At 66.9% G+C, this 12,956-nt stretch carries 13 protein-coding genes; 4 read left to right on the top strand and 9 right to left on the bottom strand.

From position 1 onward, the window contains the following. The first annotated feature begins 66 nt into the window (after positions 1 to 66). Positions 67 to 483 carry a carboxymuconolactone decarboxylase family protein gene (locus tag ACQR1X_RS22840; protein ID WP_315736685.1) on the top strand — a complete coding sequence of 139 codons (417 nt, stop codon included), beginning with the start codon at positions 67 to 69 and terminating at the stop codon, positions 481 to 483. Further along, entirely contained in the window at positions 480 to 1,373 is an 894-nt protein-coding gene (locus tag ACQR1X_RS22835; RefSeq protein ID WP_434899605.1) for an NAD(P)-dependent oxidoreductase, read from the top strand. Before ACQR1X_RS22840 ends, ACQR1X_RS22835 begins: the two co-directional genes overlap by 4 nt. Here the strand turns inward: ACQR1X_RS22835 and ACQR1X_RS22830 are convergent, their stop codons facing one another. From ACQR1X_RS22830 to ACQR1X_RS22790, 9 genes are all read right to left on the bottom strand, one after another. Then, positions 1,374 to 1,661 (bottom strand): YciI family protein, encoded by a 288-nt coding sequence (locus ACQR1X_RS22830; RefSeq protein ID WP_316236907.1) that lies wholly within the window; start codon positions 1,659 to 1,661, stop codon positions 1,374 to 1,376. A gap of 66 nt (positions 1,662 to 1,727) precedes the next feature. Further along, positions 1,728 to 2,702: a sugar ABC transporter substrate-binding protein gene (locus tag ACQR1X_RS22825; protein WP_434899604.1), complete on the bottom strand. Its 975-nt coding sequence runs from the start codon at positions 2,700 to 2,702 to the stop codon at positions 1,728 to 1,730. 38 nt (positions 2,703 to 2,740) lie between these two features. Continuing rightward, on the bottom strand, positions 2,741 to 3,718 hold the full coding sequence (locus tag ACQR1X_RS22820; RefSeq protein ID WP_316236909.1) for an ABC transporter permease: 978 nt from the start codon (positions 3,716 to 3,718) through the stop codon (positions 2,741 to 2,743). After that, positions 3,715 to 4,665: an ABC transporter permease gene (locus ACQR1X_RS22815; RefSeq protein WP_434899603.1), complete on the bottom strand. Its 951-nt coding sequence runs from the start codon at positions 4,663 to 4,665 to the stop codon at positions 3,715 to 3,717. The genes ACQR1X_RS22820 and ACQR1X_RS22815 overlap by 4 nt, the downstream gene beginning before the upstream one ends. Beyond that, a complete protein-coding gene (locus tag ACQR1X_RS22810; RefSeq protein ID WP_434899602.1) occupies positions 4,658 to 6,181 on the bottom strand; it encodes a sugar ABC transporter ATP-binding protein in 1,524 nt (507 codons plus the stop codon). Before ACQR1X_RS22810 ends, ACQR1X_RS22815 begins: the two co-directional genes overlap by 8 nt. Further along, the gene (locus tag ACQR1X_RS22805; RefSeq protein ID WP_316181629.1) at positions 6,178 to 7,572 is read right to left on the bottom strand and encodes an FAD-linked oxidase C-terminal domain-containing protein; all 1,395 of its coding nucleotides are present in this window, start codon (positions 7,570 to 7,572) and stop codon (positions 6,178 to 6,180) included. Before ACQR1X_RS22805 ends, ACQR1X_RS22810 begins: the two co-directional genes overlap by 4 nt. Positions 7,573 to 7,636: 64 nt before the next feature. Then, positions 7,637 to 8,521, bottom strand: coding sequence for an intradiol ring-cleavage dioxygenase (locus tag ACQR1X_RS22800; protein ID WP_315802048.1), 885 nt, complete (start codon positions 8,519 to 8,521; stop codon positions 7,637 to 7,639). A 13-nt stretch (positions 8,522 to 8,534) separates the two neighbouring features. Continuing rightward, positions 8,535 to 9,434, bottom strand: a complete 900-nt coding sequence (locus ACQR1X_RS22795; RefSeq protein WP_316181632.1) for an NAD(P)-dependent oxidoreductase — start codon at positions 9,432 to 9,434, stop codon at positions 8,535 to 8,537. Between the two features lie 89 nt (positions 9,435 to 9,523). Further along, positions 9,524 to 9,850 carry a Dabb family protein gene (locus tag ACQR1X_RS22790; protein ID WP_316181634.1) on the bottom strand — a complete coding sequence of 109 codons (327 nt, stop codon included), beginning with the start codon at positions 9,848 to 9,850 and terminating at the stop codon, positions 9,524 to 9,526. 117 nt (positions 9,851 to 9,967) lie between these two features. Here ACQR1X_RS22790 and ACQR1X_RS22785 point away from each other — a divergent pair, with 117 nt between their 5' ends. Then, positions 9,968 to 10,897 (top strand): LysR substrate-binding domain-containing protein, encoded by a 930-nt coding sequence (locus ACQR1X_RS22785; protein ID WP_434899601.1) that lies wholly within the window; start codon positions 9,968 to 9,970, stop codon positions 10,895 to 10,897. Positions 10,898 to 11,925: 1,028 nt separating this feature from the next. Beyond that, entirely contained in the window at positions 11,926 to 12,936 is a 1,011-nt protein-coding gene (pstS, locus tag ACQR1X_RS22780; protein ID WP_315802052.1) for a phosphate ABC transporter substrate-binding protein PstS, read from the top strand. Positions 12,937 to 12,956: the final 20 nt, after the last annotated feature.

The following is a 12,956-nucleotide window of genomic DNA, read 5'->3' as shown; positions in this document are numbered from 1 at the left end:
CGGCGTTGTTGTCAGTCCGCGCGGCGAAGCGCTAATGACGTCAGGTGTTAAAAGGGAGACGAGCGGATGAGCGACGAAAAGGAATTGTTCGAGAAGGGCCTGAAGGTGCGCCGCGAGGTGCTCGGCGCGGCCTATGTCGATGGCAGCCTCGCCAAGGCCGACGACTTCATGATGGCGTTCCAGCACATCACCACCGAAATGTGCTGGGGCTATGCCTGGACCCGGCCCGGGCTCGATCGCCGCACCCGCAGCATCATCAATCTCGCAATGCTGACCGCGCTCAGCAAGCCGAGCGAATTGAAGCTGCACGTCAAGGGCGCGCTCACCAACGGCGTCACGGTCGACGAGATCAAGGAGATCCTGCTGCACGCAACCGTGTATTGCGGCATTCCCGCGGGCCTCGAGGCGTTCAAGGCGGCCCATGAGGTGCTGGTCGCGGAGGGCGCCATCGCCAAGAAGGACGGCGCAAAGGACGGCACATGAGCGCGCCGCAAAGGGTCCTGTTCGTCGGCATCGGCAACATGGGCTGGCCGATGGCCGCGCGCCTGCTCGGCGCCGGCTTCGCGGTTGCCGTCAATGACGCGGTGGCGGGGCGCGCCGAAGATTTCGTGCGCCAGGTCGGCGGCACCTTGGCGGCGGATCTCGGCGCGGCGGCAGCGCAGGCCGAGGTCATCATCACGATGCTGCCGACCAGCAAACATGTCGCCGACGCGGTCGCGGCATTGCGCGCCGGCCTGAAGCAGGACCACGTCCTGATCGACATGAGCTCCGGCGCGCCGGCGGCGACGCAGGCGATTGCGGCCGATCTCGCCCCGCTCGGCGTGACCATGCTGGATGCGCCGGTCAGCGGCGGCGTGCCGCGCGCGGTGACCGGCGAGCTCGCGATCATGGCCGGCGGCGAGCCGGGCGCGCTCGACCGCGTCGAGCCGCTGCTGCGCGCCATGGGCACCACGATCCACCGCATCGGCGGCCTCGGCTCGGGCCAGGCGATGAAGGCGCTGAATAATCTCGTCTCCGCCGGCGGCTTCCTGATCGGCATCGAGGCGCTGCTGATCGGCCAGCAGTTCGGCATCGATCCGGGCCTGATGACCGACGTGCTCAACGCGTCGACCGGCATGAACAACTCGACGCAGAAGAAGTTCAGGCAGTTCGTGCTGTCGCGCCAGTTCAACAGCGGCTTCGGCCTCGACCTGATGGTGAAGGACCTGTCGATCGCGCTCGAGGTCGCGCGCGCCAGCGGCGTCGCTGCGCCGTTCTCCAATCTCTGCCGCGAACTGAGCGCCAGCGCGCAGGGATTGCTCGGACCGGGCCAGGACCACACGGCGCTGGCGAAGCTGAGCGAGGCGCTGGCCGGCGTCGAGCTGAAGGGCTGACTACCCCTGGCGCCGCAGGAAGCCGGTGATCGTCACCTTCTCCCAGATCCCGGCCGCGGCGAACGGGTCGGCGCGATTGAAGGCTTCGACCTCGGCGCGGCCGGCAGCCTCGACCAGGAACAGGCTTCCGATCATTTTCGATCCGTCGTCGGAAACGAGCGGACCGGACATCACGATGGTGACCGGAAGGCGGGCACTGTCGCCGAGATAGGCCTTGTGCGCGTCGTAGTTGGCAAGCCGGACCGGCAGCGCGTCGCGCTTGTCGAGGGCATGAATCGCAAACAGCATGAATTCTCTCCGCAAGTCGAAGCAGAACGGCGGCGTGCCGTCCTGCTTCCGGACTGATGGCTGATCCTATTTCGCGCCGAGCTTGCCGGCATCCTCGAAGCTCGGGCAGGTCCGCTGTTCCAGCGCCACGTCGAACGGCTGATAATTGTCCTTGGTGATGACCGTCGGCTTCAGCACGATCTCGTTGATCACCGGCTGGCCGCGCAATGCGCGGACGGCCATCATGGTGCCGAGGCAGCCCTGGGCGAAGCCGTTGTAGTCGCCGCTGGCGAGCAGCTTGCCGGACTTGATCGCGTCGATCGCCTCCTTGGTGCCGTTGATGCCGATCACCTGCGCCTTGCGGTTGGCGCCGTCCAGCGCCTCGATCGCGCCGACCGCCATCGCGTCGTTGGCGGCGAGCACGCCGTCGATCTGCGGGTTGGACTGCATCAGGTTCTCCATCACCTGCAGCGCCTGCAGGCGCTGATAGTTGCCGGGCTGCGACGCCAGCAGCTTCGCGCCGGGGTTCTCCTTGAGCGCGTCGTTGAAGCCGCGGACGCGGTCGACATTGGTCAGCGAGCCCTTGACGCCCTCGATGATGACGATGTTGCCCTTGCCGCCGAGCGTCTTGAGCAGGAACCGGCCGGTCTCGAGGCCGAGGCTGTAGTCGTCGGCGCCGACGAAGGCTATGAACTTGCCGCCGGCGGAGCGGTCGGTGATATTGACGACGGGGATCTTGGCGTCGTTGATCTTCTCGACGCCGGGCACCATCGCCTTGTAGTCGACCGGCGTGAACACGATCGCGCTCGGCTTCTTCACCACGACGTCCTCGATCTGGCTGAGCTGCTCGGGGATCGAGTCCGGCTTGGTCGGGATGTAGTGCAGGACCTTGGCGTTGAGCACCTTCGCCATGTTGTCGGCGCCGACCCGCACCGTCTGGAAGAACGGATTGGTCTGGTTCTTGGTGAAGACGGCGATGGTCTCGCCGTCGGCGCGGGCCTGCGTCGCGCCTGCGACGATCAGCAGTGACAGAGCGAGACAGCGCGTGATCCGATGTTGCATGTCGTTTCCTTCCCTCGTTTTTTGGTTGTATTGAAGGTTCATTGCGTCGGGCGCCTTGTCTTCATGTCGAGCCAGACGGCTATGATCACGATGATGCCGGTGACGAGCGGCTGCCAGTTGGCGCTGATCGCGAGCAGGTTCATGCCGTTCAGCACCAGCGTCAGGATCAGGGCGCCGATGAAGGTGCCGAACACCGTGCCGACGCCGCCGAACAGCGACGTGCCGCCGATCAGCACCGCGGCGATCGCCGGCAAGGTGAGGCTCTCGCCGATGTCGGCCTCGGCCGAGTTGAGCCGCGACAGGAAGATGATGGAGGCGAGCCCGGCCATGGTGCCGGACACCGTGTAGACGAGCAGCAGACGGCGCGCGACCGGAATGCCGGACAGCCGCGCCGCGACCGGATTGGCGCCGATGGCGTAGATCTCCTGGCCCCAGATCGTGCGCTGCGCGAAGAACGATCCGATCGCGAGGAACACCAGCAGCAGATAGACCGGGATCGGCAGCCCGAGCAGATAGCCGCTGCCGATCTGGCGGAAGCCGGCCGGAAAGCCGTGGATGGTCTCGCCCGCCATGTACCAATAGGTGACGCCGTTCAGCACCCACAGCATGCCGTAGGTGGCGATGAAGGAGGGGATGCGCAGCGCCGTGACCATGAAGCCGTTGAGGAAGCCGACGCTGCCGCCCGCGAGCAGCCCGGTCAGGATCCCGAGCACGGGCGAGCCGGTCTGATGGATCACGGTGCCGGCGAGACACGCCGACAGCGCGACGTTGGCGCCGACCGACAGATCGAGGCCGGCGGTCAGCACCACCAGGGTCAGGCCGGAGGCGATGAAGAAGGTCAGGCTCGCCTGCCTGAGCACGTTGAGGATGTTGCCGAGGCTGAGGAAGGAGTCGCTCAGCACGGTCAGCGCGGCGCAGATCAACAGCGCGGCGAGCATGCGATAGAACACCTGCGCTGCGTTCTGCGACAGGAGCGAGCGCGGCGGCGGCAGCGTGTCCTTGGCGATGTCGGTCATGATCGGCTCCGCAGGCCGTCGAGGAACATCGCGACGATGACCAGCGCACCGACGCTCGCGACCTGCACCGAGGAGGGCAGGGACACCAGGTTGAGCCCGTTGCGCAGCACGCCGACGGCAATGACGCCGAGCACGGTGCCGAGCAGCCAGCCATTGCCGCGCTCGAACGAGGTGCCGCCGACCGCGACCGCCGCGATGGCGTCGAACTCCATCCCGAGTCCCGCGGTCGGATGTCCCGAATTCATCCGCGCGGTCATCAGCAGTCCGGCGATGCCCGCCATCGTGCCGCCGATCGCATAGACCACGATCAGGAGCCGTGTCGGCGACAGGCCGGCATAGCGCAGCGCCTCGCGGTTGCCGCCGAGCGCGAAGATGTAGGTGCCGAACCTGGTATGATACAGCAGGCCGTGAAACACGGCGTAGGTGGCAAGCCCCATCACGATCGGCACGGGGATGCCGAGCAGCGTCGCCGCATAGATGTCGCGGACGCCGTGGGGAATGCCGACCACGCTCTGGCCGTCGCTCACGATCAGCGACAGTCCCTGTGCCATGCCGAGCGTGGCGAGCGTCGCCACGAACGGCGGAATCCCGACGACCGCGACCAGCCAGCCATTGACGGTGCCGAACGCGGCGCCGGCCAGCACCGCGGCGCCGAGGCCGAGCAGCACCGACTTGGTCGCGAGCGAGACGATGGCGACGCAGAGCGAGGTCAAGGTCAGCACCGCGCCCATCGACAGGTCGAGCCCTTCGGTCATGATGATCAGGGTCATCGGCAGCGCGAGCATGGTCAGGATCGTCGACTGCACCAGCACGTTGGAGAGGTTTGCGGCCGACAGGAAGCCGGGCGCGATCGCGCCGAACAGCGCGATCAGCAGCACCAGCACGATCGCCACGCCCGGAATGCGCTGCAAGGTTCGGATCGGCGAGACGATGGCGGTGTCACTCATCATGCATCCCCAGTCGCACGATATTCTCCTCGGTCAGCTCGCCCCGTGACAAATGCCCGGCGATGCGGCCCTCGCGCATCACATAGGCGCGGTCGCAGACGTGGCAGATCTCGATCTGCTCGGACGAGATCATCAGCGCCGCCGCGCCGTCGGCGACCAGCCGGTCAATCAGCGCGAAGATCTCCGACTTGGCGCCGACGTCGATGCCGCGGGTCGGCTCGTCGAAGATGAACAGCCTGGCGCCGGCCGCCAGCCACTTGCCGATCACGACCTTCTGCTGGTTGCCGCCTGAGAGCAGGCCGACCGTCTGCCGCGCCGTGGGCGTTGCGATGCGCAACTGCCGGATCAGCCCGTCGGCCGTGCGCTGCGCGCCGCGGGGATCGTACAGCCCGCTGGGAAACAGCTTCTTCAGCGCCGACACCACGAGGTTGTCGCCGACGGAGCGCAGCAGCGCCAGGCCCTCGCTCTTGCGGCTCTCGGGGATCAGCGCGATGCCACGGCGCGCGGCGATGTCGGGCTCGCCCGCGATCGGCTTGCCGTCGAAGATGATCTCGCCTTCGCTGACCGGATCGGCGCCGAAGATCGCGCGCGCCACCTCGGTGCGGCCGGAGCCGACGAGGCCGCACAGGCCGACGATCTCGCCCCGCCGCACCTCGATGTTGATGTCGGCAATCCCGCTCGGCGCGCTCAGCCCCTTGACCTCCAGCACGAGCTCGCCGGGCGTTTCCACGAAATGGCGCGGATAGCTCATGTCGATATTGCGCCCGACCATCATGCGCACGAGCTGGTCGGGGGTGACGTCGGCGGGCCTGAGATCGTCGATGCGGCGGCCGTCACGCAGCACGGTGATGCGGTCGCCGAGCGCGAACACCTCGGCCATGCGGTGCGAGATGTAGACGATGGCGACGCCGTCGGCCTTCAGCCGCCTGATCAGCGCGAACAGCAGCTCCGCCTCGCGGTCGGACAGCGCCGCGGTCGGCTCGTCCATCACCAGGATCCGCGCATTCTGGCTGATCGCTTTGGCAATCTCGACCATCTGCTGCTGCGCGACGCCGAGCGTGTCGACGATGACGGAGGGATCGATGTCGAAGCCGATGCTGTCGAGCACGCGCCGTGCATCGGCCAGGATCCTGCGGCGGTCGATGGTGCCGGGGATGCGGCCCTTCGGCTCGCGGCCGAGAAAGATGTTCTGCGCGATGTCGAGGAACGGCACCAGCGAGAATTCCTGGAAGATGACGGCGATGCCGAGCTTCTGCGCGTCGGCCGTCGACGATATCTCGACCTTCGCGCCCTTGGAGATGATCTCGCCGGCATCGGCGCTGTAGGCGCCGCACAGCACTTTCATCAGGCTGGACTTGCCGGCGCCGTTCTCGCCGAGCAGCATGTGGACTTCGCCCGGGTAGATCGCGAACGACACGTCGTCCAGCGCCTTGACGCCCGGAAACGACTTGCTGATGCCGCGCAGCTCCAGCAGCGGCGCGGGCGATGGAGCTGCGATGGCGGCCGCCGCGCTCATGACGGTGCTCCGCCGGCGAAGATCTTGCCCGGATTCATCAGGCCGGCGGGATCGAGCGCGGCCTTGATGGCGCGCATCACGGCGACGGCCCCGCCGAGCTCATCCTCGAGATAGTCGATCTTGCCGAGGCCGATGCCGTGCTCGCCGGTGCAGGTGCCATCCATCGCGATCGCGCGCGCCACCATGCGCGCCTGCAGCGCCTTGGCGCCGGCGAGCTCGCTGTCATCGCTGGGATCGACCAGGATCAGCATGTGGAAATTGCCGTCGCCGACATGGCCGACGATCGGCGCGAGGAAGCCGCTGGCATCGGCGTCGCGGCGCGTCTCGGTCAGGCATTCGGCCAGCCGCGAGATCGGCACGCAGACATCGGTGATGACGGCGCGCGCACCGGGCCGCAGGCCCAGGCCGGCGTACAGCGTGTTGTCGCGCGCGTGCCACAGCCGGCTGCGGTCCTCGGCCGCCTTGGCCCAGGCGAAGCCGCGGCCGCCATGCTCGGTCGCGATCGCCTCCGCCGTCTGCGCCTGCTCGGCGACGGCCGCCTCGGAGCCGTGGAATTCGAGGAACAAGGTTGGCGCTTCCCGATAGCCGAGCTTGGAGTAGGCGTTGATGCCGCGCATCATGACGTCGTCGACGAGCTCGATGCGGGCGGCGGGGACCGCCGACTGGATCAGGGCGATCGCGGTGTCGACCGCGTCGTGCAGGGTCGGGAAGCTGCAGGTCGCGGCCGAGATCGCCTGGGGCAGCGGATGCAATTTCAGCGTGATCTCGGTGATCACGCCGAGCGTCCCCTCCGATCCGACGAACAGCCGCGTCAGGTCGTAGCCGGCGGCGGATTTGCGCGCACGCTTCGCGGTGCGGATCACCCGGCCGTCGGCCAGCACCACCTCCAATGCGAGGACGTTGTCCTTCATGGTGCCGTAGCGCACCGCCATGGTGCCGGAGGCGCGGGTCGAGCTCATGCCGCCGATCGAGGCGTCGGCGCCGGGATCGATCGGAAAGAACAGGCCGGTCGTGCGCAGCTCCGCATTGAGCTGCTTGCGGGTGATGCCGGGCTGCACCACGACGTCCATGTCGGCCTCATGCACGGCCAGCACCTTGTTCATGCGGGCGAAGTCGAAACAGACGCCACCCGCCGCCGCCGCGGCATTGCCTTCGAGCGAGGTGCCGGCGCCGAACGGCACGATCGGCATGCCGGCCTCGGCGCACAGCCCGACGATGGCGCTGACCTCCTGCGTCGTCTCCGGGAATACGACGATGTCGGGCGGCATCGCGGGATAATACGACTCGCTGCGGCCGTGCTGATCCAGCACGCCGCGCGCGACGCTCGCGCGTGGTCCGATCAGGCACGAAAGCCGCTCGGCCAATGCGCCGGTGCCGACCCGCAACTCCATCATTCCTCCCGTCCGCTTCCTCGACGATGACAGGACTCTTGACGGTCCTTGTCGTCCGCTCAGCTCAAGCCCGATCGCCGCGCTCCGCAAGCGCTTTCAGGCCGAAGTCGTAGTTGAGATGGAAATATCCCTCCGCCACCATGCGGCCATCTGGCGCACGGCCCGGCGGGCAGCGCGTGAAGTCGCGGATCAGGCTGTCCTTGACGCCGAACACGACGTCGGAATCGAGATACTGGTCGCCGGCGACGAACACATGGGTCACCAGCCGCTCGAAGCCCGGCGCCGAGATCATGAAATGCACATGCGCCGGCCGCCACGGATGCCGTCCCTGCGCCGCCAGCATGTCGCCGACCGGCCCGTCATCGGGGATCGGATAGGCGGCGGGCTTGATCGACCAGAAATGGAAGCGGCCGCCGGCATCGGTGCGAAAGCGCGCGCGCATGGCGAGATCGCCGATCTGCTCGAGCCGCTGCACGTCGTAATAGCCGTCATCGTCGGAGTGCCAGACGTCGACCACGGCGCCAGCGAGCGGCCGGCCGTCGGTGCGCGACACCGAGCCGGTCACCAGCAGCGGATCGCCCTTCATCGGCCCCGCGATGTCGTCGCCATTGGCGCGCTCCGGCGCGGCCTGGACGAAGAACGGGCCGAGCACGGTGGTCTCGGTGGCGCCTTCAGGCACGGGATGATTGATGGCGTCGACCAGCATGGAGACGCCGAGCGTGTCAGACAGCAGGATGAATTCCTGGCGCTTGTCGTCGCACATCCGGCCGGTGCGGGTGAGGAAGTCGATGCCGAACTCCCATTCCTGCTGGGTCGGACGGACCTCGCGCACGAAGGCATGGAGATGGCGCACCAGCGCCTCGCTGACCTGCTTGATGCGCGCATCGCTCGCGCCCGCCAGGCGGTCGAGCACGGCATCCGTGATCGTGGTCTCGTTGAAGTTGCGCACGAGGCGGCTCCTTTCAGACGGGCTCGCCGAGCCCGGACAGCCGTTCGACATGACGGACAGTGGCAAGGAAATCGGTCGTGGCCTCGCCCTGCGCGATCAGCGCGGCATAGGTCTCGCGGACCTGCGCCGCGAGCTGCAGCGGCACGCCGACGGCGTGACCGGCGCCGAGAATGAGATCGAGATCCTTGGCCATCTGCGCGCAGGAGAACGTCGCGGCAAAGTCGCGCGCCAGCAGCGGCGCGGTCTTGTACTTCACCATCGGCGAGGCGACCGCGCTGTCGTGCAGCACCTGCAGGATGTCCGGCCAGGCGATGCCGCCCTTGCGCGCCAGCGCCAGGCTCTCGGCCATCATCGCCGCGGTCGTCGCGATCATCAGGTTGACGGCGAGCTTGGCATAGCGCGCCTCTTCGGCCGCGCCGAGATAAGTCTGCGCGCGCGTGAAAGCCTGCAGCAGCGGCGTGATCCGCGCGAAGGCCGCTTTCGGCCCGGACACGAAGCAGGTCAGCTCGCCGGTGTGGGCGATGCTGGCATTGCCGGAGATCGGCGTGCGCAGATAAGCGACATCGCGCGCGCCGGCGGCCGCGGCGACTGCGCTCGAGGCGTCGACGCCCACGGTGCTGGTCTCGATCAGGATCGCGCCCGGTGCCATGGCCGCGATCACTCCGCCGTCGCCGAGCATCGCCGCGCGCAGCGCGGTGTCGTCGGGCAGGGACGCGATGACCACCGCATGGTCACGCGCCGCCTCCGTCGCGGATGTTGCAGCGACGATGCCGAGCGCGCGCGCCTCGCAGAGCCGCTCGGCGTTGGGATCGAACGCCGTGACGTCATAGCCGGCCTTGGCGAGCCGCGCCGCGATCGGCAGGCCGATCTTGCCGATGCCGATGAAGGCGAGGCGTTGGTCAGGAAGGGGCATCGATGCCGTCCGTCATTGGCTTGATCTGCCATGTGGTCTGGAGCCGGGCAGGGGGCGGCCGGGCAGGCCGTCGAAGATGAACGCCCCGGTCACGCGCCGGTCGCCGCAGCGATGGGATAGTCGACCTGGAAGCGGCCGATCCTGATGTCGCCGAGCTCCTCGCGCACGCGCAGGTGCTCGGGGTGCGAGGCATAGGCGTGCAGCGCGGCACTGCTGGCGAATTCGGAAAACAGGACGACGTCGCAGGCGTAGTCGACGTCGCTGACATCGAGACCAACCTCGATGTGGGTGAGGCCGTCGATCCGGCCCTTGAGGCCCTCGAACAGGGTCTTGACCTTGAGCCGGGCTGCGGCGCGGTCGGCGGCCGTCTCGGCGCGTAGCCGCCACATCACGATGTGCCTGATCGGCCCCGTCATTCGTGCGTCCTCACCTGTGCCTTGTTCTTGTCGGGCGATTTTGCCTTGCAGGAAATGGAAATAAAGCCCAAAAATTGTAACTCTGTTTTCCGCTCAGCGTAACAATTCGGCGCAACAATGGACCGTCTGCTCCAGCTCGAAGTGTTTTCCAGGACGGCGGAGCTGGGCAGCCTGTCCAAGGCCGCCGAGTCCTTGCGGATGTCCAACGCAGCGGCGAGCCGGCATCTCAGCGCGCTGGAGGAGCGGCTCGCGGTGCGCCTGATCGAGCGCAACACCCGCCGTCTCTGGCTGACCGAAGCCGGGCAGGAGCTGCTGCAGCGCTGTGGCACGCTGCTCAACGAGCTGGCCGAGGCCGAGGACGCCGTCAGCGACCGCGCGCTGTCGCCGCAGGGCATGCTGCGCGTCACCAGCTCGCTGTCGTTCGCGACGATCTATCTCGCGCCGATGCTGCCGGCGTTCCGCGCGATGTATCCGAAGCTGAACCTGCAGATCATCGCCGCCAACCGCTATCCGGATTTCATCGAGGCGGGCATCGACGTCGCGATCCGCACCCGCGAGCATGAGCCGGACTCGGGCATCGTCGTCCGCCGCATCGGGCAGATGCGGCGTGTGCTGGCGGCGGCGCCGTCCTATCTCGCCAGCCGCGGCAGCCCCGTCGTTCCCGCCGATCTCGTGCGCCACGACATGCTGATCTACAACCTTGCCAACGATCCCTATTCCCTGTCCCTGCGCAACGGAACGACGGCCCAGAGCATCCGGATCGCGCCGACGCTCGACAGCAATGACGGCCAGGTGATCAGGGGCGCGGCGCTGGCCGGGCTCGGCATCCTGATTCAGCCGCTCTACATCGTGCAGGGCGACATTCTGGCCGGCCGGCTGGTGCCGGTCCTGCTCGACTGGGAGCTGCCGCTCCTGACGATGAACATTGCCTACCAGAACCGCGTCAGGCTGCCGGCCAAGATCAGGGTGTTCGCCGATTTCCTCGTCGACCACATCCGGACCCATTCCGACCCTGGGATCTGGATCGAGCCGCCGAAGCCGGATTGAGCCGATGCCCCGCGTGCCGGGGGGAGGGTGTGTTCCGAAAAAAATAAATAGCTTGCTATTTTTCTGAAATCATGTTCTCTTGCGTGCAACCCGCCTCGAGCAGAGGGACGTACGCGTCGTCACGATACGTTGAGGTGGGCTGCGATGGACGTGACGGCTGCGCCAGACGAGCGCGGTTGGCACGGACGGCGAAGTCGTGTGGTCCTGGCCTCTCGACGCTGAGGTCAAGTCTGCGGTGGTTGCCTGACGGCACACGCGGGCGATGGGGGCAAGAAAGCCGATCCCCAGGGAGAGCACGAAGGACACCGTAAAGCCATCGCGCGGGGAAGGCCGGGTCTGTCCGGCTGTACCTGTGGTACCTGCCGCCTGCATTCTTTTGAGCAGGCGGGCCACGGGCCTCAGCCGAGGTCCGGCCTTCCTCGCGCCCTCTCGTTTCAGGGCGATATGATCGATGCATCACCTCGGGCACGGTGTGCCGTGGGGCGCGATGACGCGTGTCATGAGGCGGCGGAGCGGCCAACCAACCTTTCCGCTGTCGTCCCGGACAAGCGCGCAAAGCGCGCGCAGATCCGGGATCCATAACCCCAGGGAGGAGTTCGAGGCACGATGATGGACCGGCCGCCAAGCCACAACCGCTGCGGAGTGGGTCCCGGGTCGGCGGCCGTCACCGCTTCCCGTCGCCGACCTTGCCTGGAACGACACCGATGATTTGGCGGCCCCTTGTGGCAACTTCCACGTCGGGCGCAGCGGCCGCATGGGTCGATGAGGTTGCGCGCGGCATCGCCGGGTCCTCCAATCTCGTTGAGCAGTGCTCGCAAACGGCGAGGGGCGGAGGCCCGCATGAAACCCCGCCCGCGCTCCGTAAAAACTCCGGTCAAATTCTAAATATCAAGAATTATCAACGGCTTGTGACTGTCATCCGACTGTCATCGAACCTTTATAAAAGCCACACTGAGGCCCCGTAAAGCGGCCGGGGAAGCGCAATCGGGCGCAGATGGCGCTTCGCTTCCCGAGCATGGAGACCAGCTATGAATTTCGTCAAAGCTATCGTCGCTGCCGGCTTGGTCGCCGCATCGACGTCGGCGTTCGCTGCCGACATCACCGGTGCGGGCGCGACGTTCCCGTTCCCGATCTATTCCAAGTGGGCCGACGCCTACAAGAAGGAGACCGGCAACGGTCTGAACTACCAGTCGATCGGCTCCGGCGGCGGCATCAAGCAGATCCAGGCCAAGACCGTGACCTTTGGCGCCACCGACGCTCCGCTCAAGGCCGAGCAGCTCGAGAAGGACGGCCTGGTGCAGTGGCCGATGGTGATGGGCGGCATCGTGCCGGTCGTCAACCTCGAGGGCGTGAAGCCGGGCGAGATGGTGCTGGACGGCGAGACGCTCGCCAACATCTATCTCGGCAAGATCACCAAGTGGGATGACGCCGCGATCAAGAAGCTCAACCCCAGCGTCAAGCTGCCGTCGGACGCGATCGCTGTCGTCCGCCGCTCCGACGGTTCGGGTACGACCTTCAACTTCACCTATTATCTCTCCGAGGCGAGCGCCGACTGGAAGAGCAAGATCGGCTTCAACACCGCGGTCGAGTGGCCGGTCGGCGTCGGTGCCAAGGGCAATGAGGGCGTGTCCGGCAACATCGGCCAGACCAAGAACTCGATCGGCTATGTCGAGTACGCCTATGCCAAGCAGAACAAGCTGACCTACACGGCCATGGTGAACAAGGCCGGCAAGACCGTGCAGCCGACCGTCGAGGCCTTCCAGGCCGCCGCCGCGAATGCCGATTGGACCAAGGCCCCCGGCTACTACGTGATCCTCGCCAACCAGCCCGGCGACAAGTCCTGGCCGATGACGGCCGCGACCTTCATCCTGATGCACAAGGAGCCGACCGACAAGGCCGCGTCCGCCGAGGCGATCAAGTTCTTCAAGTGGTCGTTCGAGAAGGGTGGCAAGATGGCCGAGGAGCTCGACTACATCCCGATGCCCGACAGCGTCGTGAAGCTGATCGAGAAGACCTGGTCTGCCGACATCAAGAGCTGAGCTGGACGTATCGAAAATTC

Source organism: Bradyrhizobium sp. HKCCYLRH3073, from assembly GCF_051167995.1.
Lineage (GTDB): Bacteria > Pseudomonadota > Alphaproteobacteria > Rhizobiales > Xanthobacteraceae > Bradyrhizobium.
Note: the sequence above shows the minus strand (reverse complement) of the source record. Positions and strands in the feature narration are given on the sequence as shown.

What these genes read in the sequence shown, in the direction of transcription:
- ACQR1X_RS22840 (WP_315736685.1), top strand. Translation starts at nt 67, where the DNA reads ATGAGCGACGAAAAGGAATTGTTCGAGAAGGGCCTGAAGGTGCGCCGC.
- ACQR1X_RS22835 (WP_434899605.1), top strand. Translation starts at nt 480, where the DNA reads ATGAGCGCGCCGCAAAGGGTCCTGTTCGTCGGCATCGGCAACATGGGC.
- ACQR1X_RS22830 (WP_316236907.1), bottom strand. Translation starts at nt 1,661, where the DNA reads ATGCTGTTTGCGATTCATGCCCTCGACAAGCGCGACGCGCTGCCGGTC.
- ACQR1X_RS22825 (WP_434899604.1), bottom strand. Translation starts at nt 2,702, where the DNA reads ATGCAACATCGGATCACGCGCTGTCTCGCTCTGTCACTGCTGATCGTC.
- ACQR1X_RS22820 (WP_316236909.1), bottom strand. Translation starts at nt 3,718, where the DNA reads ATGACCGACATCGCCAAGGACACGCTGCCGCCGCCGCGCTCGCTCCTG.
- ACQR1X_RS22815 (WP_434899603.1), bottom strand. Translation starts at nt 4,665, where the DNA reads ATGAGTGACACCGCCATCGTCTCGCCGATCCGAACCTTGCAGCGCATT.
- ACQR1X_RS22810 (WP_434899602.1), bottom strand. Translation starts at nt 6,181, where the DNA reads ATGAGCGCGGCGGCCGCCATCGCAGCTCCATCGCCCGCGCCGCTGCTG.
- ACQR1X_RS22805 (WP_316181629.1), bottom strand. Translation starts at nt 7,572, where the DNA reads ATGGAGTTGCGGGTCGGCACCGGCGCATTGGCCGAGCGGCTTTCGTGC.
- ACQR1X_RS22795 (WP_316181632.1), bottom strand. Translation starts at nt 9,434, where the DNA reads ATGCCCCTTCCTGACCAACGCCTCGCCTTCATCGGCATCGGCAAGATC.
- ACQR1X_RS22790 (WP_316181634.1), bottom strand. Translation starts at nt 9,850, where the DNA reads ATGACGGGGCCGATCAGGCACATCGTGATGTGGCGGCTACGCGCCGAG.
- ACQR1X_RS22785 (WP_434899601.1), top strand. Translation starts at nt 9,968, where the DNA reads ATGGACCGTCTGCTCCAGCTCGAAGTGTTTTCCAGGACGGCGGAGCTG.
- pstS (WP_315802052.1), top strand. Translation starts at nt 11,926, where the DNA reads ATGAATTTCGTCAAAGCTATCGTCGCTGCCGGCTTGGTCGCCGCATCG.